This is a genomic window from Alteromonas sp. a30, from assembly GCF_026788005.1.
GTDB lineage: Bacteria > Pseudomonadota > Gammaproteobacteria > Enterobacterales > Alteromonadaceae > Paraneptunicella.
Window position 1 is genome coordinate 39,436 of record NZ_JABEPE010000016.1, and the last position, 18,123, is coordinate 57,558.

Below are 18,123 nucleotides of genomic sequence, written 5' to 3' on the forward strand. Positions count from 1 at the left end.
GGCTACTCACCAAGTTTATCGAAAAGATAACCTATTCATTTCAGTGAACCATAAGTTGACCCAATACTTGGAAATTCTCATCAAAAGTTGAGTATTGATTTCGAGGAAAGCGCATGTCCTGTACAATCGCGCCGTCATTTTTAATTTAACTCGGAAATACGCTCTGTGATTACAACCGCAAACATCACCATGCAATTTGGTTCTGCTCCTTTATTCGAAAACATCTCTGTAAAATTTGGTAATGGCAACCGTTATGGTTTGATTGGTGCCAATGGTTGCGGAAAATCCACCTTTATGAAAATCCTAAGCGGCAAGCTTACACCGAGTTCGGGTAATGTCAGCTATGGGCCGGATGAGCGTTTGGGCATCCTGAATCAGGACCAATTTGCCTTTGAAGATTTTACCGTCATCGACACGGTTATTATGGGTCACACAGAACTGTGGGACATCAAAAAAGAGCGCGACCGCATCTACTCTTTACCTGAAATGAGTGAAGAAGATGGCATGAAAGTCGCTAATTTAGAAACCGAATTCGCTGAAATGGGTGGATACGAAGCCGATTCTGCTGCCGGTGAATTACTGCTTGGCGTTGGGATTCCTACGGAACAACACTACGGCTTGATGAGTGAAGTGGCCCCCGGCTGGAAGCTGCGAGTATTGCTGGCACAAGCATTGTTTTCCGACCCTGACTTTTTATTGCTGGACGAACCAACCAATAACCTCGATATAGACACCATCCGCTGGTTAGAAACCATACTCAATCAACGTGAATCCACCATGATCATCATTTCCCATGACCGTCACTTCCTAAATTCGGTCTGTACGCATATGGCCGACCTTGATTACGGCGAGCTGAGAATTTATCCGGGCAACTATGATGAGTATATGCTTGCCGCCACGCAGGCAAGAGCCAGAATGCTCGCTGACAATGCCAAGAAAAAAGCGCAAATAGACGAATTAAAAACCTTTGTAGCACGTTTCTCAGCCAATGCATCTAAAGCACGACAGGCAACGTCACGACAAAAGCAAATGGAAAAGATCAAATTAGAAGAGGTGAAGGCATCCAGCCGAGTTAATCCTTTCATTCGCTTTGAACAAGAAAAGAAGTTGTTTAGAAACGCGCTTGAAATTACTAACTTAAGCAAAGGCTTTGACGAAGGTCCTTTGTTTAAAGACCTCAATGGTATATTCGAAGTGGGGGAACGTGTCGCTATCATCGGTGAAAATGGTGCCGGTAAAACCACATTAATGCGCTGTTTACAGGGCGATCTTGAACCGGATTCGGGCGAAGTAAAGTGGTCTGAAAATAGCAAGATTGGTTATTATGCTCAGGATCATTCCAGTGACTTTGAGTCTGAGTTAACCCTATTTGACTGGATGAGCCAGTGGCGTCGTGAAGGCGATGATGAACAAACGATTCGCAGCTTTCTAGGTCGCATGTTGTTCTCTGCTGACGACATCAAAAAAACCGTTGATGTTTTATCCGGCGGCGAGCAAGGACGTATGTTATTCGGCAAAATCATGATGGCGATGCCTAACATTCTTTTAATGGATGAGCCCACCAATCACTTGGATATGGAATCTATCGAATCCTTAAATATGGCGCTAGAAGCCTACGAAGGCACACTGTTTTTTATATCGCACGATAGGGAATTTGTTTCTTCTTTGGCGACTCGTATCTTAGAAATCAAAGATGGCAACATCACAGATTTCCGTGGCACATACGACGAATACCTGACGAGAAAAGGGATAGAAGCCTAATTGGTTTCTATCCACGTTTATTGAAGGCATCGGATTGCAACTTAGATATCTTTATGTGGCCCAAAGATTTCAAATACCATCGGTGTTTATGAAACGCCTAGGGTCGTAAGTTGTCCTCAAATATACGCCATAAAAGCAGCAGGCCCGCAGACGTAAAACTTTCTTTGTTCAAGAGGCAACACATCTTTAACTTGATTCAAGTCCATCATCCCACCAAAGCGATTACCATCAGCTTTGTGCCTATACCATGTTCTTGAATTCGGGTTTTAAAAGAATGTTGCCATTGTGCGGCACATTGCTAGTTTTCCTTCGAAATCAAACCATTAAGATGCAGTTTAGTCATTAACTGTCCATACCGCTTATGCCAATGCTGAAAAGCCAAATGTAGAAAGGGGCTTTGGGTGATAGCACATAAAGTATGGGTAAGCCGCCACGGTTTGTTAGGCCCATTAAAGTGCAAAACATTGATGTCCTTAAAATCACATGGGTACATGGCTTCAATAGAATTCTTGTGTGTTAACAAGTAATTATATACTGGGCTGATAATGTGTTGTTTCCCAGCAAAATACTGGTTAAAGATACGCTGATCGGTATGCGGAGTGGTTTTATCCATCCAGTGTTTTGAGTGAGTTAACTCTACCAAATCAGCGTAAGTGTTGCTATTTATAAGAGACTTGTCGATCAACATGAATCCTGCATTAAACGTATTGGTAAGCTCTTCTTCGGGAGTGCTGGGCTTGCCAACGACGAACGACTGCTTATGACGAGTTAATCCTTGATAATATGCTCCATCACCGCAACAAATGAGCGGCTGTTCTTGTGAAAACAACGGTTCAACTGAACCCAAAAATAGTAAGTCACTGTCGCAAAACAGCACTTTGTCGTAGCCCACCAGCCCAAACACTTCCAAAGAGTAAAAGTGCGATGATTTGCCTTTCACTGCCGGATTTAAGGATGTCAGTTGCTTTATGTTTTTAAGTAACTCTGGCTTGATATGAACAATTTTTAGGTTCTTGAACGTGTTAAGTAAATTCAATTCTTGCGGTGCTAATGCCTGCGCTTCAACGAAGATAACAACATCCCCATGAAACCAAGGATTTGTTTCTAGGAATGAGGACAACAGCACCATGGTTCCGGGCAAGAAGGAGAATGTAGTAACCGTTGCCAAACAGTAATGAGGAGACATAAAAGGTTTCATTAATGGTAATGCTCCATTGAATCGGATTTCTTCTTATTTAGATAGAGATAATAACTACAGAGGTTCTAAATACCGTTAGTTGAATAGGTATTCATCAATGTAATTGATTACCGTGTGATTGAATGTCCAATCTTGTGGATACGAAAGCCGAACGATATTTATCGTCTGTGAAAGCGTACTAATATGCTTAAAGTGCAACTTATCCAAGCCCAAGCCTCTGGTAATTTTTGTCCGAAAGCTAACATTTGTTAGTTGGAATATTTTCTCTGCTCCGGTGATTGTCTCTAATTGTATTTCTTTCTTATTCCAAGGAGAGAGAATGCATAGTGAGCTTAAAGGTTGAGGACTACCGATAAAATCCGTGCTTACGTCTATCGCATATTTATTGAGTGTCGGCCGAAGCTTTTTAGGAGTGTACCCAGCCAACGCGAGTTTATCTAACGATGACTGCCAAAGATGGATATTGGGAAATGAAGGCAACGCCATTGCCGTTGCTTTATTGTCAAAGCGTATTGCCGCAATATTGTCTGTCAACACACTTGCGCCAGCTTTTAGCAACAATGCAGATAATGTGGATTTACCGCATCCTGGGCCTCCCCCAAATGCCACCGTTTTTGCATTTTTTTTCAGCACTGCGGCATGTAATACAAGTTGCTTTCGTTGAATTAGCAAGACCCCGAGACAAGCACTCATCACAAATGTTTTCAGTGAATCGCTATCAATGCTGCCTTGTGGCTCTATGGTAATGAGGTTGCCGTCACGCACCATGAAATGGGCAACATTGTCTATTTTCAGAAAAAAATGCTCAGGGGCAACCTGACAGTAAGGGCCATGATAGCGCGTGTTTTCTTGTGATGGCGGGGAAGTTTGACCAAATCGAATATGCGCATCCGGCGCTTGCGTAGACGGTGGAAACGCGTCTATTTTCCATGGGAATTCGACCGTTAAACCACAAATATTGTAATGATATGTCTGCATTTTATATGGGTCACTAAATAGGCTGGCCATCATCATTTAAATAGCCAAATTGTCGCATCATCACATTATGGCAATTAACGATTTTATCGGCTGTCGACTGAGCAAGTTTGTCTCGCCATGTATTTGTCTTCCCTTGACGAAAGAATTTATCACCACCATAGGGGCGATCCCTAAATCCAATGTCGGCTTCTTGTTGCTGCAATTTGCTAATATCGCAATGCTGCAATGCTGCTTGTATTTCGTCTTCGGCATAAGGGAGGTTGAGATATTTTACAATGCTGGAAAAGGTATCGAGGGGAGCGTGCTTCATATCCTCATATTTGACCACTTTCACAGGTATTGCCGATTGATTACACCAACTATCAACATTCGTGCTCCAATCGGCAATATGTTGATAGATTTGACCAAATAGGTCTGTGTTACTGGCAGGCAATGAGTGTGTCTTATTACAGAGTAAGTCAGCCGCTTCATCATAGTTATCAAGCCCCCAAAAATGAGCGTATGAAACGCAAATATCTAGCGGATTTCTGACTAAGTAAATTGCCGCTTGCGTTACATTTGACGGGAAAATGTGCCGACCATTTTTATTGGTAGCATAGCAGTCATGCACTTTTATCAATAAGGGGGATTCTTGGGTCCATTCTCTTGACCATTGGCGGTAGATCGCTGGCCGCACGTTATTAACTTCTTCAACAGACAAAAGGCTAACAGAAAAGCTGAGGGTTTCCTCAATGGCCTTTCGGTTAGCACAGTGCAAGGTGGGATTCGTATCTATTCGTGCCTCATTCACTTCATCGAGTAAGCTGCAAATAACATAACGCAACCACGTGTTACCTGACCTTGGAAATGAGGCGAGCCAGACAATATTCTTCATTGATACGAAAGTTCACCCAAATAAGGGTTGTAAATTAAGGCAACTAATCTGAAGCACTCGCGACAGCTTAGCTCGCTCGGTAGTTGTCTCCAACTACATCGTCAGTGGTTCTCAAGTTAGTACCGCCTTGCGTTAGACTGGCGTAATCATAATCAACAATTTCCGGTGTCGACCACGTTTTTTTAGTATTTTCACTAGGTGTGTTTTGTAAGTTTTCTGTAGTCGCTTTACTGTTATTCATATTTATCTCTACTTCATTAAGGGCAAATTTCGAAATTAAACCAGTGTCAACATACTCCGTTATAGTTCCATTTACCAACGACAAATAGGTGACGTGTTAACCACACACTTCTAGCTTTAGCCATTGACCCTACTATTCTAACCTCAATAAAACAAGCTCGAAGCCAATCCATTCTTTCTCAATTTCACCGATAGCAAGGTCTTTCTGCTATCGGTGCGTTGGTCGTTATCGGCATACCGTTATTTCTATTCAACATGGTGACTAGGGTGCCATAGGCCATCAAGGCTTGATGATTAATGAGTTTTGCCTCTTCAACACTCTGTGCCAATGTTTTGATGAGCTCATCATAGGCTTTTTCACCTTCAATACTGTGCCCGTACCGATTAAACGCAGTTTGCCATTTATGCCTGAGTGTTTTCAGGTTAACGATGACTTGGGGCTCATTTAACGGCTCAAATTGTTCAATTATGCTGTTGAGCAAAAGCGCGATTTCATCGGCGTCCAGCACTTCAAAACGATAAGGCTCTAATTGAATGGATTTCGTATTTCTCACATCGTGGCTCGATGAATTATCGGCATGACCGTTTTGGGGTGAGAAATAAGCGAAAAAGTCAGGAGAACCTTTTGTATCAATGACTAAATGAATTCTTGGAAAGGAGGCGTTGTTTTTCACCCAGTGCCATTGCCTGTGATCAAAACACCAGACTTCTCCTGCTTGCATATGCATCTCTTGGTCTGCACAGCCAAAAATCACTTCAGGATGCGTCCATACCGGAATGTGAATTCTTACGCGACGATACCAATGATAGCCGGCATCAAAATGTTTGGGAACTTCTGCCTCAGGGGCCAGCAACATTAGTCGTGTGCGCGAAATAGGCACCTGCAAACTCGTTAAAACTTGCCTGATATAAGGGCAATGATGTAAAGCAGGTGTCGGTAACATTTGGCCCGATATTGCAAAGTCATGATTGTACTGACCATTAACAGAAACAAGAGGCAAGGTTAAATTACCCGCAAAGCCTTGTGGATGCTCCAACCAATCCATATCCATCAAGTTGCTGACTTCGCTTTGCAATTGCTCAAGATCCAACGCAAAGGGAAGCCTCACGAAGGGCGTTGCGAATTGGGGAAGCGTTTGTGCCTTCATCTTCATTGCTCGCTTACTGGCTTATCGAAGTAATCAAAAATCAGGTGAATTCTATCGCTGTTTGTTGGATTACTCACGCCATGCTGGACTCTGTTATTGACTTCATAGGCAAAACCAACGGCCAAATGGCAGTTTTTGTCTGCAAAATTCATTACAACTTCTTCGGATGTTTGCAATGGAATATGTATTTTATGAGGCATGACCGCAGACGGAGAAGCGTCTATATGCATTGGAATCGTGTTTTGGGGCAACAGTTTGGCAAGCATAATGCGAGCAATGCCGGCGTTCTCATATCCGTAACAAACAATGGCTTGGTCGATAAGGGGTTGAATCAGGTGTTGCCATTCCCGCCAAAGAGGGAAGGTTACAGACAGATCATGATGACGTAAGTCCACAGGGTATTTGAATACAATATGCTGTGCGCAGTTTTCGAACACATTAAACTTGTTAGGCTTAAGCGCATCCCACTGTTCCCAAAGATGACTTTGCTGATGCAACGCGTTTAACAGTGCATCAATATCACTGTTATCTATTGTTATCAGTTGCTTAACTTGCCCCGGGAAATCACTCATACATTTTGCCCAGCTATTGATTAAATGAACTTATTCGCTGATACCCAAAATAACCTAAGTATTCTGGGTATCTATCAAATACTCGGTTAATTTCGCTCAAATCATGCTGACTTAAATTGCTAATTTGCTGGTCATTCATATTTCGCAGCGATTCACAGTAATTACCTTTTACGGGAATTGCGACATCCATATTTAAGTCGTTTAACTCAGGTACAAAAGACGCCAGTTGCTCAGCAATTTTATCGGGTGCTGAGCACATCTCTTCGTAGGTAAAAAATAATGCGTCCTGATGCTTTTCAATATTTTTGATCTGTAATTCAAAGCATTTCATGATGTGATCCGCAGCCATGCCAAGAATCTCCTGACGCGGAAACTTATCTCGCTTACGTCTGGCAATGCCCTCGACCACCGCATAAGGATTACGCACCATAAAAATGAATTGGCTGTTGAAAAAATGTTGCTTGAGTTGTTCTACCCATACAATTGCCGGTGGTGATTTAGTGAAGAATACGGATGCATCGGGGTGTAATGCGGTGGCAGTGAAATACCAAGCCTTTTGGGTTTTAGGCCAATTATAGGCCGTTTCATCAGTAAAATAGCTTAACCATTTATCCGTTGCCCATAACAGCTCGGCACCAATGCCACTGGTAGAATTACCTTGAAAGCCTGCCATGTGCTGCCCTTCCCGTTTTAAATTCCACGTGTTTCGCGAATGAGCCATAATCCCCTTCAAAAAGGTAGAACCACTATTATTAGGACAAATAAGAAACAGGTTGGTTTTGACTTTTTTATGTAAGTCGTACATCGCACCGGGATAAAGGGTGTTATTTGAATTCGTGGTTGCCGTATCGGTTTTACTCATTATTGTTCTTTCCCATGGGTATTCTCTTCCTTGTTGTCCTTTTCCCATACATGGGCATTAATGGCATAACGATACGCGGCTCTATCTTCGATGCAGGTATTAACGGTAGACACCGCATGATAAGAAGCACTTGGAAAAACAGCTAATGTATTTTGAACCGCATTCAAACGGGTAAAACTCTCCGAGAACTCTCTTTTTTCATTTTGACTCAAGTGCGTGTCAAATATCAGTAAATCCCCGCCGGTGAATTGCTGTGGTTCGAAATAGAAGAAATACGTCATACTCAGATGTCGGTTAACATTAGGAAGCTTATCCGTATGAATACTAAAGAATTGCCCATTTCCATAACCTCGAAGAAAGAGGTCAATACGCCCAAAATCAACTTGAGGGATTTGCAATGCGCGACTTAGCTCAGGCAAGCTGATTGAAACATCAATAAGCATTTTTTGCTTAAGCCATTGCGGTAACGGAAGATCAAAAGACTGTCGAATCTGTTCATCGTATTCACCTTTACCTACTTCTGATCGACGGTGGTTGTCCCACGCTTCGGTGTGAATATAGTGACGCAAAGTGGAAAGGTCTGCTTGTGTTAAATAGTCATGCTTCAACACAAAGGGCACAGGATAGCATTTATCCTGACCCACAAAGTTCGCCAGTTTGCCACTCATGATGGCGTACAAGTCCTGCGCCAATTGCCTTTGTTCGCCTATGTCCAATAGTCCTGACAATCTTTGGTAAAGCACTGCGGCTTTATCCAGCCGCCCCTGTTTACGATACGTTTCGGCAAGTTGCCACAAAATCTCAGGCGCTTTTGGGCGCGCCTCAAGCGACTTTAATAGCTGCATTTCCGCCAATTGCAATATTTGAGGATTCGCGACGATTTGTTCAAAATTCAACAGCGGTTTACTTACCACAGCCAATTAACTCCTCAATGTGTTTCAAAAACACGGGACTCAGATGACTCATACCTTTTTCAGATAACGGCCTTAGATATTGAGACATTGTTATCGATTGCGCCATTTGGTGACACTGAGTAAAGTGCGTTTTGTGCAATCCAGCGCCAATAAGCTTCTGCCGACGATAGGAATGTTGGATAAACGTATCAAACGTGTGCATTTGCGTTAATGCAGACAAGCTCACTTGATCTGCCCGTCCCAACACAATCGCAGTGGTCATAGGCACATCTTTAGCCTCAAATGCAGCGCTCAAATTAACATAAACCTTGTTGTGTGAGGCTCCAATAGGCATGGTTTCGTGAAGGGAGAATCCAAGCTGTTCTATAACATGCTTGCTGAGCTTGATATACGGGAGGCTAGGCAAAGCGTAAATGGCCTTACCGTCGAATCTCAAAGCACATTTATCGTCGCCTAATAAACGATAACCTCGCTGTACTAATTGCGCACAAAGAGTCGATTTCCCGTCTCCACTATTTCCTAGAATCACGGCAGCCCCTTTTTCGCCGACAACGGTTGCGCCGTGCAACACTAAGTAACCACGTTGTTGCAGCAGTAACCCTATTCCAGCGCCGAGAATCCGAAGCCTAATCAGCGCCCGATATTGATCGATCTGATTGCAGTGAACGGTTATTTGCTTACCATCAACAACCGTTAGCGAAAACCCGTCGCCTTTCAGAAGTGCTTCATTATGGTTAATGGCAAAGTGCTTGGATTCGCTAACAGGAGCGTTAATCTGGCTGTCTTTTTCACTCAATACAATCTGAATATCAGCCTCGCTATCTTGGGTATTGGCAGGTTGCTCAAGCAATTCTGGAAAAGGAATATCAGATTGGATGTTAAGACCGAATGCATGATATCGATATTGGGTGGGGTAACAACTGGCTCCGAGCAATGATTCAATTTTTGTCATTTTTAGGCGTCTGCCTCTCGGAAGTGATTTTTAAACCATGCGATATAAAGCGCCAATTCCATGTTTCTATAGATCTTGGGCTTAATGTTTTCATCAACATGACTTTTTGCCAAATGCTTTTCCAAACCAGAAATATCCAACAATGAAGAAACTTCTGCCATTTTTGAACAGTTTTTTAAATCATCAATGAGTTTTTGTTTTTCCTCCCAAAGAGACAGAAAACGATTGGGGAGGGAGCCTAGATGCTTATTGTGTCCATTACGAATATTCTCTGGAATTAAGCCTTTCGTTGCTCGACGCATCAAACTGCGTTTTCGCTGAAGATAAAGCTGCTCTGGTGGCACTGACATACAATACTCAATCAAGCGAGTATCGAGTAGCGGGGTTCTGTATTCGATGCCATAAGGCAAAAATACACTGTTTAGCTCCTCTAGCCTAACCGAGGTTTTATCGTATTGAACAAAGCGCTTCATGATGTCGGTAGCCTTGCGGGGAAAGGGCTGTACATCAAAGGAGGGGGCAAATAAAGTTTTTTCACGATACCCCGGACGGTTAGCCAATGCAGGCGAGATCATTTTTTGGGCGACTTTGTTAGCGTACCAATTTTGATTCCAATGTCGGCGACTGGGCATTGCCATTTTTGCAACATTACGCAATGTCCTTAACAGTAATTTGGCCGCTCCACCTAAATTGCCACGACGAATTGAATTCACTTGCTTCCATAATGTCGCCCAGCGTCCTTCTAGCAGTAATTGTTCTAAAACCCACTGGCTATGGTAAGACGCCACCTGATCGCCTCCGTAACCACAAAGATGAACGCCTACATTCCGTTGATGCAGGTTAGGCAACAGCTTGGCCAAAAATACATGACTATTGTATGGAAAACCGCCATATTTATCGAAACTCTCGGTTAAACAGTCGCGAAAACTGACATTTTCCCGGGTAACATAGAAATGTTCAAAATCATTGTCTTGTAAAATCTCGTCGATAAATGGCCTTTCATCAACGCCATCTTCATTCTCTGGAAGCACAAATGACGAGGTGATCAGGCGTTTATCAGAGCAACGCAGCAGCTTATGTGCCATACAAGAAACGGTACTGGAATCTAATCCACCACTTAGGAATGAACTGACCGGTAATTCGGTATTAATGCAGGCTTGTATGGCTTGTTCGAGCTTTTCATTAAACCCGTCCACATAATCATTATCGTTCGCAAATCGAACCGGATTCCCCGGCTTAGGCTCCCAATACCGCCAAAGCTTTATTCCCTGTTTATTCACTTTTAGGCAAAAGCCCGCTGCCAACCTTTTTACCCCGGAAAACAACGTTGCGGTTTCTTCATTACAGACATTCCCCATGAGAATGTTAAATACTCCCTCGGGGTCGATATCTTTACTTGATTTAGGATGATTTAGAATGCCTGTGGGCGATGTACAGAAAATAAAAGTACGCTCAGTCGCGTGATGAACATCGGCATAATACAGAGGCTTGTTTCCAACCTGATCTCTCGCACAAAACAGCGTTTCTGTTTGCTTATTCCATATCGCAATCGCGAACCCGCCCAACATGTAATTGACACAATCTTCTCCCCACTTTTTATACGCAGCCAATACAAATTCGCTATCTGGTGAGCGGTCACTGATACCATTGAGTTGACCCAGAAGTGCAGCGCGATTATCCAGCCTTAAATCGGCAACGAGTACGAGGTCGTGAGCATCTATCGGTTGCATGTCGGACACCGACTCAGGTGAAATGATTCGATGCCAATAACTTAATGTGATGGTGTGATCATTCCATTCTCGATAATGATCATGCTTAAACCCATCAAAGGCATGGCGAAATGGGTGAACAACATCTGAGGAGCGATGGGGAGTGCAATAAGAGAAACCAACACTACCAGCAATAATACTCATATAAACAGCTTATTTTAAAATGGAAGAATCGGCGTCATTAACCGTAATGATTAGTCGTTTATTGTTATCAAACCCGCATCATTAAGCTGTTTTAAAAACCCTAAGACTTCCGATTTACATTGTGCTTCTGATATGTCGAATTCTTGCATAAGCTGATCGCATATTTGGCTTATTTTCATCGGAGCTTCAATAATTTGCCAAATCCTTGAGGCAACTTCATTAAATCCATGATACTTGCCAGCTTCTATATTAAGTAATACAGTCTGATCCTCAATCTCACAGGAAACTGCATTTTCAGTTTGCTGTATTATAGAGCTTAAATTCATTCAATACCCCCTGATAAAACTCTAGGTAGGATGGCATGGTTAGCGCTTTAAGTCACGAATCAGAAAGTCTTAATTTGAAATGAAATGGTAGTGCCTTGCTGACTTCCCTAAGAACAAAAATAATTGCAGTTTTCAAAATGGATTGGCATGAATTTGTCTTCCTATTTGAAGCCATTATTTATTTAGCTGTGGCCCGATTCTGCATCTATTTTCTGCCCTTGAAATGGTATGTTGATAAGTTGGGTTCGGACACGCCTGATGTGTTAGCGCAGGATAACCGTTCTAACAGTGCTAGCACTCATAACGCCTTACTTATTCGCAAAGCAATATCACGCGCGGCCAACAATATGCCGTGGAACACCGTCTGTTTACCGCAAGCCATCGCAGCGAAATGGATGTGCCAAAGACGAAATATTAAAAGTGTAATGTACTTGGGTGTTGCCAAAAATACAGCGCCATCCCCTTCTGAACACGCTGTAAATGCCATGTTTAGCAAACCAACATCAATAAAGGCCCATGCGTGGTTAAAAGTAGAAGACACGATTATCACAGGCAAAGTAGGCCACAAAAAGTTTACGGTACTAAAAACATTTTACTAGGGTTTATTACTCTGGGGCGTAGCCTTTTAAGTTGCTGCAATAATGAGATGATATGAATAACATCAATGTACTAAGAGAGATATTCTTAGACTTTATAGTACGGGGGGATACTCGACTATTTGACGAAAAGCTGTCGGAAAATGAGTGGCAGACAATCGTAAAATGGTGCAAAGAACATCGTCTCACTTATGTGTTTATACACAAAGTAAAACAATCAAACGCGGTTTATTCCAAGCTTCATAATAGCCATTTGGAACAGCTTGAAAACAAAGCCAATAAAGCGCCACTCAGGCAGTTAAAAATACAAGCCAATTTATTGCATTTGCATAAAATATTGAGTGAAAACAAGATTGACTATCAAGTGCTTAAAGGATCAATTCTCGCTTTTAAATATTACCCAAATGCCACGATAAGGCGAATGCGAGATATTGACATTATTGTTAAACCTCAGTGCTTCAGTCAGGCTTGTACACTACTGCTTGAGCATGGTTACGTTTTCGGGAATAACGCACAACACATTAACTACGACACGTATATTGCCTCGGCAAAACACGCTCCTCATTTAATCCACCCGGATTTCAATATCATAATTGAAGTGCACCATAGGCTTTGCAGGCCGAATCTAAAACCCGTAAAGGGTGAACTCTCCGCGCACCCAGATTTTTGGCAAGAATCCGACCTTGTCACTGTGGGCAACCAGTCACTACCATGCGAATCTCCAGAAATGCTGTTGACTCACATTATCCATCACTCAGTGAGGGAAAATGCATTTAACAATGGTCCCGTATTTATCTTTGATCTTTATTTTTTAATGACGAATAACCCTATTCGCTGGGATAAGTTCCATGATTATTGTGGCTATATGGATTTGCACAAAGAAGCAGCAATTGCCTTTTCATTACTACTTTACTTTTATCCCGAGATTGAAATTGGCACGGGTTTGAATGCGAGCAAGGATGAAAATAAATCATTTACGATTACTCCAGACGCAACACTCATTAACGCCTGTAAGCATTTGATGTTGTGCGATCTTGAGCAAAAGCAATATGAAAGGCTTTCGTCAGCCTTGCAAAGCAAGAGCATTAAAGACAAATTCACGCATTTAACCAAGCTACTTCTGCCTAGCAAAGAAAAAATGAACCAACATCTCGGCCTGAATTCATCGCGTTATTATTGGCTACTTTTGCCTGTATGGTGGCTTTTTTTACTTAAGCTACTGAGCACACAGTTTTTGGGAGGAGACACGAATACAAAAACCACTCATGAACTGACAGCGCTTTACCGCTGGCTCAATAAGTAGTGAGTTCAATCCAACTCCAATACCATATCGGCAAGAACTTTTTCATTGGGTCGATGACTAATAATCACCATCGTTTGTTGGCCTCGTAAACGCGCCAATGATTCATGCACTTTGTTTTCGGTTTGCCTATCCAAAGCACTGGTTGCTTCATCCAAAACCATAAGTTGTGAGCGCATTAAAAACGCCCGAGCCAAAGCAATGCGTTGCTTTTCTCCTCCTGACAGCGACACGCCATGTTCGCCAATTGTTGTATGTAATTGCTGAGGAAGTGCGCGAACAAAATCACTGGCACAGGCAAGTTCAAGGGCTTGCCAAATGTCACTTTCATCCATTGATTCATGCTTAGGGTTTAAGTTGCGATAAAGGGTGTCGTTAAGCAAGTAGGTTTCTTGGGCAACATAGCTGATACTGCCTCTCCATTGCCTCATATTCTTAGAAGTTATCAACGTATTGTCACAAAATAACTGACCTTCTGTTGCCGGTAATAACCCCGATATAATATCGACTAGAGTGCTTTTACCAATGCCCGACTTCCCTCGAATTAACAGAGTCTGCCCCCTTTTTAATGTCAGATTCATGTTGCTCAAAACGGGGACTTCAGCGTTGGGATACGTAAACCCAATATGCTTTAGTGATATTGCGTCTTCAAACCGGATACATTTACCTGTTTCAGGAGGTTCTTGTACGGCTAGGCATTCTGCCTGTAAACGTTGAATATCGGAGTACACCGGCACCATTCGAGTGAGCTGTTGTGCCGCACTGTTTAACATGGATAGCTGGGGGAGTAATCTTGAATAGATAAGCAACAGAACTATCAACTGTTCGATGGGAATGTGCAGCCAAATTTGACTAACCGTTAAGACGGTGACAAAAACAACAGCCGCCCCCATTTTATAAACCCACTTTGTTCGGCTAAGCAAGGTAACGGCCATAACGCTTTGCTTTTCTAACTTTTCACTGCTGTTTCGAATATCGCCTAAAAAGCGCTCTTCATATTGGTGACTCTTGATGGTTTTTAAGAACCTTAATTGGTCTGACAAACCATTAAATATTTGCCGATAACTGCTAAGCTCTGCGGCACCGCTGTGATGACTGCGGCGAAAGTAAGGCCACAATAAAGCAATAAATGCCAAACCGGTGACGATTGTAAATAGCGTCATCGACCACGAAATGAAGAAAGATAGCGAGATAAGCACCACTAACGAAATCGAAGATGCCAAACACACCAACATCAAGTTGGTCGCATTCCCCATCGACTTAACTTGTAACGCTAAAGTGTGATTGATTTCTGACAGTCGACGATCACTTAGGAATTGCCATTGGCTGTATAAGACTTGTCGATAAAGCTGAGTTCGCAGGGTATGAGTATAAAAATGCCTTAACGCCGCCCCATTCACTTCCACAACATAATCAATGAGGCTTACAAGCAACATCAACCCCAGAAAAATGCTGACAACACTGAAAAAATTAACTTCGATCCCCAAGGTGCCAGTGAACTTTACAATATATTGAGAAATAGGCTCTTGGCTATTCGACGTGGTGAGGCCCATAACTTGTAACAAAGGCAAAATCAGCAGTAATCCGATACCAGATGTCACTTTCTGAGTAAGCATTAAACAAAAGATTTTCACCAGCTCTTTTGGGTTATATCTATAAAATTGCCGAAACCCTTCCAGCAATGCATTAACCGATTGAAAAATCAACTCCCCTCCTCTGTTAATCCTTACATCAGCCTCAGAATATTAAAGCAAACATTAACCCGTCCATAGTAGCACTTAGTCGCGTTGTAGAGACCAATAAGATATAAATAAAAGATTCAATAGTGGGGAAGTTGGCAGCATAGCAACCTATCTAGATTGTCACGCTAATGACAAAATAAGCCAGCTATTTAATCGACGGATTGATGCGCGGAATGGAAAACTTGGTGATTAATTTAGGCATACCTGATACCTTCCCGTAGCGACGCTTAGTTCGCTCAATCATAATATTCGATCCTTTTCTCTACTCATACGTTTAATGTAAGCGGTGTTCAACTTGAAATAAAAACGAGGTGGGAATGTACTGTGCAGATTGTGAGAAGTTAGAAAATTACTTTTTTGATAATACAACGTTCTGGCTATTTTTGCCGACATTAGACAGCGTTGGGAAAGCACTAACCTATTGTCAGTCGAGCAACTATCCAGTTACAAAACAATCATCTCACTGTTTGAGTGTTGAAGTGTCACGCGCCCAAATTCAACACTTCCTGCTTGGAATTTATGGCGAGTTTGAGCCGCCAGAAGTCGCGAATACCAAAGTGACGACCACCGCCGGCGCAGCACCTAACCTTGAAGACATGGGGCGGATGGTATCGGCGGAAGTGTTAGTCAATCGCTTTAATAGCGCATGGATGATTGACTCCATTACCGAGCATCGCTACGAAACGCACTTTCAGCCTATTTTCACTCTCGATGACCAAGGTCAACATCATGCTTATGGGCAGGAAGGTTTGTTCCGCATTCGCGATAACAACAATGTCATTGTGCCGCCGGGCTTGGCTTTCCAATTGGCTGAACATTCCGACCTTTTATTTTCATTGGACTTAGCTGCACGACGTTCAGCGGTATCGCACTACGCCATGGCAAAGCTAAACGGAAAGTTGTTTATCAACTTTAACCCTTCCAGTATTTACGACCCATCCTATTGTTTACGAGCTACGGCTTCTGCCATTAGTGCACTTGGCATCCCCCCCTCTAATGTCGTTTTTGAAATTACCGAAACCCACAATGTAACCAACGAATCAGTGATGAAAGGGATTTTGAATTTTTACCGTAATGCGGGCTTTGGTGTGGCGCTGGATGACATTGGCTCAGGTTGGTCTGGTTTGAACATGCTGCATAAATTGCGCCCCGATTACGTAAAAATCGATATGGAATTAGTGCGGAATATTCATATCGACAGCTACAAGCAAGCCATTGTTAAACACTTAGTGCAAATTGCCCATGCTAATGGCGCAAAAGTGGTGGCAGAAGGCATTGAAACCGAAGACGAATTGGCAGTGTTAAAACAGTACAAGCCAGATTATTACCAAGGTTATTATTTTGCTAAACCATCATTTTTTGAAGCTCAGTGTACCGTGCAAGAACAGCAGCGTATAAAGGCTATTTTGACCGGTGTTCAATAGCATTTATCAATAGCGTTTATGCCCAACGACTTTAATCCCTTTTAGGTACACGGGACTTAATTTCAGCAACGACAGACTTCCTATTTCGATAGGTTTCTGCCGATTGCACCATGGCCGTGAAAATACGCTTGGCGTTTTCGGTTCTTTCCTGCGCCTTTTTCCCCATCCCCTTATCCTGACCCGGCATACCCGGCAAATATGATTCGGGATGCCACTGAACACCCAAAACCGGTGCGCCATGCTTGGAACTCACACCTTCAACCGTTTCAGGGACACGTTTATCTCTTGATTTCGCTTTTGCGCTAATTTCTAAAGAATCGTTCGGGTTCAAAGGTTGGTTAGGCGCTTGACTCAAGCGCTCTCCACTACTTTTCCCCGTGGTTTTAGCAACTGCCCAATGCGTAGAGTTCACATCATGTACTGTATGCGCTCTACGGTTGCCGCGATTCGAAGAAGAATCCTCTTTGCCTCTAGAGATACTGTCTAACAAAGTTCCTCGTCGTGTACCTACATCATGGCTCAACGACCAAGTTTCACTTCGATCTTCTGCCTTATGGAAGCTTCTTTCGTCTTCTGGCAGTGTTTCCACTTCTCCGCCATAAGCTTCGAGTAAACGCCAAGTACCCGCACAAACAGCCATGACCGGCATACCTAATGTCTTGGCTTTTTGAATCATCTGCTTTTCGTAAGCTGCACGGCTTTCATGCTCATCTACTTGGTAGGCTTTTCTTGGTAGATTGAGATCTCGGTCTAACTTATCTGACGGGTCTCTGGCGGTCTGTGTGTCGTTACGGTAAGGACCACCGGGAATATAGAGCATATCAATGTCCTTTAACGTATCAGCACCGAAAGTTCTATCGGGTGTCGATGGCCCACTTGCACCTTTGGGCAGTGTTTGTGGGTTAGGCGCTGTCACTCCTTTTACTTTTCCTATGTTCGCAATGGCTTCTCTGTCATGCTCCACATGAACCTTGCCTCGACTATCATTTCGGAAACTTACACCAATGTTAACCGCGCGAGTTTGCGTAGCTTTTGGAGCAGGAGTTTTCAGCACATTGCTGACCAAACCTAACGCTTTTCGCGAGCGTAAATCATTAGCAGGCTGCGCTCTGCCAGTATTCTTAGGAGCGCTTTGTTGCAGTTTAGGGGAAGATGGTGAATCGCCTTTGTACCCTTTCATATTTTATCCCTTGGCTTCACTATACTCACTACGAACTTGCCTTAGTAAATACAACAAAAATTTTTTGACCAAATCGATTTATATCAACTTTTTTGTACAAAATACAAACACTATTTAATGTCATCTTGTACAGGTTTAAGTCG

17 protein-coding genes are annotated in these 18,123 nt (G+C 42.8%); 4 read left to right on the top strand and 13 right to left on the bottom strand.

Going from position 1 to position 18,123, the window contains the following annotated elements:
• The first annotated feature begins 165 nt into the window (after window positions 1-165).
• Window positions 166-1,761, top strand: coding sequence for an ABC-F family ATPase (locus HJG39_RS14830; RefSeq protein ID WP_268410187.1), 1,596 nt, complete (start codon window positions 166-168; stop codon window positions 1,759-1,761).
• Between the two features lie 298 nt (window positions 1,762-2,059).
• Here the strand turns inward: HJG39_RS14830 and HJG39_RS14835 are convergent, their stop codons facing one another.
• The 11 genes from HJG39_RS14835 to HJG39_RS14885 form a co-directional block, all read right to left on the bottom strand.
• Window positions 2,060-2,959 (bottom strand): glycosyltransferase family 8 protein, encoded by a 900-nt coding sequence (locus tag HJG39_RS14835; RefSeq protein WP_268410188.1) that lies wholly within the window; start codon window positions 2,957-2,959, stop codon window positions 2,060-2,062.
• Window positions 2,960-3,034: 75 nt separating this feature from the next.
• Window positions 3,035-3,937 (bottom strand): hypothetical protein, encoded by a 903-nt coding sequence (locus HJG39_RS14840; RefSeq protein ID WP_268410189.1) that lies wholly within the window; start codon window positions 3,935-3,937, stop codon window positions 3,035-3,037.
• A 13-nt stretch (window positions 3,938-3,950) separates the two neighbouring features.
• Window positions 3,951-4,811, bottom strand: coding sequence for a sulfotransferase domain-containing protein (locus HJG39_RS14845; RefSeq protein WP_268410190.1), 861 nt, complete (start codon window positions 4,809-4,811; stop codon window positions 3,951-3,953).
• A gap of 67 nt (window positions 4,812-4,878) precedes the next feature.
• Entirely contained in the window at window positions 4,879-5,052 is a 174-nt protein-coding gene (locus HJG39_RS14850; RefSeq protein ID WP_268410191.1) for a hypothetical protein, read from the bottom strand.
• A 184-nt stretch (window positions 5,053-5,236) separates the two neighbouring features.
• Window positions 5,237-6,199, bottom strand: a complete 963-nt coding sequence (locus tag HJG39_RS14855; RefSeq protein WP_268410192.1) for an aspartyl/asparaginyl beta-hydroxylase domain-containing protein — start codon at window positions 6,197-6,199, stop codon at window positions 5,237-5,239.
• 2 nt (window positions 6,200-6,201) lie between these two features.
• Window positions 6,202-6,771, bottom strand: a complete 570-nt coding sequence (locus HJG39_RS14860; protein ID WP_268410193.1) for an aspartyl/asparaginyl beta-hydroxylase domain-containing protein — start codon at window positions 6,769-6,771, stop codon at window positions 6,202-6,204.
• A 13-nt stretch (window positions 6,772-6,784) separates the two neighbouring features.
• A complete protein-coding gene (locus HJG39_RS14865) occupies window positions 6,785-7,633 on the bottom strand; it encodes a sulfotransferase (RefSeq protein WP_268410194.1) in 849 nt (282 codons plus the stop codon).
• Entirely contained in the window at window positions 7,633-8,547 is a 915-nt protein-coding gene (locus tag HJG39_RS14870; protein WP_268410195.1) for a 2OG-Fe(II) oxygenase, read from the bottom strand. Before HJG39_RS14870 ends, HJG39_RS14865 begins: the two co-directional genes overlap by 1 nt.
• Entirely contained in the window at window positions 8,537-9,499 is a 963-nt protein-coding gene (locus tag HJG39_RS14875; RefSeq protein ID WP_268410196.1) for a hypothetical protein, read from the bottom strand. Before HJG39_RS14875 ends, HJG39_RS14870 begins: the two co-directional genes overlap by 11 nt.
• A gap of 2 nt (window positions 9,500-9,501) precedes the next feature.
• Complete coding sequence (locus tag HJG39_RS14880; protein ID WP_268410197.1) at window positions 9,502-11,412, bottom strand: asparagine synthase-related protein; 1,911 nt, start codon at window positions 11,410-11,412, stop codon at window positions 9,502-9,504.
• Window positions 11,413-11,462: 50 nt separating this feature from the next.
• Window positions 11,463-11,738, bottom strand: a complete 276-nt coding sequence (locus HJG39_RS14885; protein WP_268410198.1) for a lasso peptide biosynthesis PqqD family chaperone — start codon at window positions 11,736-11,738, stop codon at window positions 11,463-11,465.
• A 137-nt stretch (window positions 11,739-11,875) separates the two neighbouring features.
• On the opposite strand from HJG39_RS14885, the gene HJG39_RS14890 reads away from it, so the two are divergent.
• Complete coding sequence (locus tag HJG39_RS14890; protein WP_268410199.1) at window positions 11,876-12,337, top strand: lasso peptide biosynthesis B2 protein; 462 nt, start codon at window positions 11,876-11,878, stop codon at window positions 12,335-12,337.
• 52 nt (window positions 12,338-12,389) lie between these two features.
• A complete protein-coding gene (locus tag HJG39_RS14895; protein ID WP_268410200.1) occupies window positions 12,390-13,637 on the top strand; it encodes a nucleotidyltransferase family protein in 1,248 nt (415 codons plus the stop codon).
• Between the two features lie 5 nt (window positions 13,638-13,642).
• Here HJG39_RS14895 and HJG39_RS14900 read toward each other — a convergent pair whose 3' ends face one another.
• A complete protein-coding gene (locus HJG39_RS14900) occupies window positions 13,643-15,340 on the bottom strand; it encodes an ABC transporter ATP-binding protein (protein ID WP_268410201.1) in 1,698 nt (565 codons plus the stop codon).
• 353 nt (window positions 15,341-15,693) lie between these two features.
• Here HJG39_RS14900 and HJG39_RS14905 point away from each other — a divergent pair, with 353 nt between their 5' ends.
• Entirely contained in the window at window positions 15,694-16,800 is a 1,107-nt protein-coding gene (locus HJG39_RS14905) for an EAL domain-containing protein (protein ID WP_268410202.1), read from the top strand.
• A 31-nt stretch (window positions 16,801-16,831) separates the two neighbouring features.
• Here the strand turns inward: HJG39_RS14905 and HJG39_RS14910 are convergent, their stop codons facing one another.
• A complete protein-coding gene (locus HJG39_RS14910) occupies window positions 16,832-17,980 on the bottom strand; it encodes a gamma-glutamyl-gamma-aminobutyrate hydrolase family protein (RefSeq protein ID WP_268410203.1) in 1,149 nt (382 codons plus the stop codon).
• Window positions 17,981-18,123 lie beyond the last annotated feature (143 nt).

What these genes read in the sequence shown, in the direction of transcription:
- HJG39_RS14835 (WP_268410188.1), bottom strand. Translation starts at nt 2,959, where the DNA reads ATGAAACCTTTTATGTCTCCTCATTACTGTTTGGCAACGGTTACTACA.
- HJG39_RS14840 (WP_268410189.1), bottom strand. Translation starts at nt 3,937, where the DNA reads ATGCAGACATATCATTACAATATTTGTGGTTTAACGGTCGAATTCCCA.
- HJG39_RS14845 (WP_268410190.1), bottom strand. Translation starts at nt 4,811, where the DNA reads ATGAAGAATATTGTCTGGCTCGCCTCATTTCCAAGGTCAGGTAACACG.
- HJG39_RS14850 (WP_268410191.1), bottom strand. Translation starts at nt 5,052, where the DNA reads ATGAATAACAGTAAAGCGACTACAGAAAACTTACAAAACACACCTAGT.
- HJG39_RS14855 (WP_268410192.1), bottom strand. Translation starts at nt 6,199, where the DNA reads ATGAAGGCACAAACGCTTCCCCAATTCGCAACGCCCTTCGTGAGGCTT.
- HJG39_RS14860 (WP_268410193.1), bottom strand. Translation starts at nt 6,771, where the DNA reads ATGAGTGATTTCCCGGGGCAAGTTAAGCAACTGATAACAATAGATAAC.
- HJG39_RS14865 (WP_268410194.1), bottom strand. Translation starts at nt 7,633, where the DNA reads ATGAGTAAAACCGATACGGCAACCACGAATTCAAATAACACCCTTTAT.
- HJG39_RS14875 (WP_268410196.1), bottom strand. Translation starts at nt 9,499, where the DNA reads ATGACAAAAATTGAATCATTGCTCGGAGCCAGTTGTTACCCCACCCAA.
- HJG39_RS14880 (WP_268410197.1), bottom strand. Translation starts at nt 11,412, where the DNA reads ATGAGTATTATTGCTGGTAGTGTTGGTTTCTCTTATTGCACTCCCCAT.
- HJG39_RS14885 (WP_268410198.1), bottom strand. Translation starts at nt 11,738, where the DNA reads ATGAATTTAAGCTCTATAATACAGCAAACTGAAAATGCAGTTTCCTGT.
- HJG39_RS14890 (WP_268410199.1), top strand. Translation starts at nt 11,876, where the DNA reads ATGGATTGGCATGAATTTGTCTTCCTATTTGAAGCCATTATTTATTTA.
- HJG39_RS14895 (WP_268410200.1), top strand. Translation starts at nt 12,390, where the DNA reads ATGAATAACATCAATGTACTAAGAGAGATATTCTTAGACTTTATAGTA.
- HJG39_RS14905 (WP_268410202.1), top strand. Translation starts at nt 15,694, where the DNA reads ATGTACTGTGCAGATTGTGAGAAGTTAGAAAATTACTTTTTTGATAAT.
- HJG39_RS14910 (WP_268410203.1), bottom strand. Translation starts at nt 17,980, where the DNA reads ATGAAAGGGTACAAAGGCGATTCACCATCTTCCCCTAAACTGCAACAA.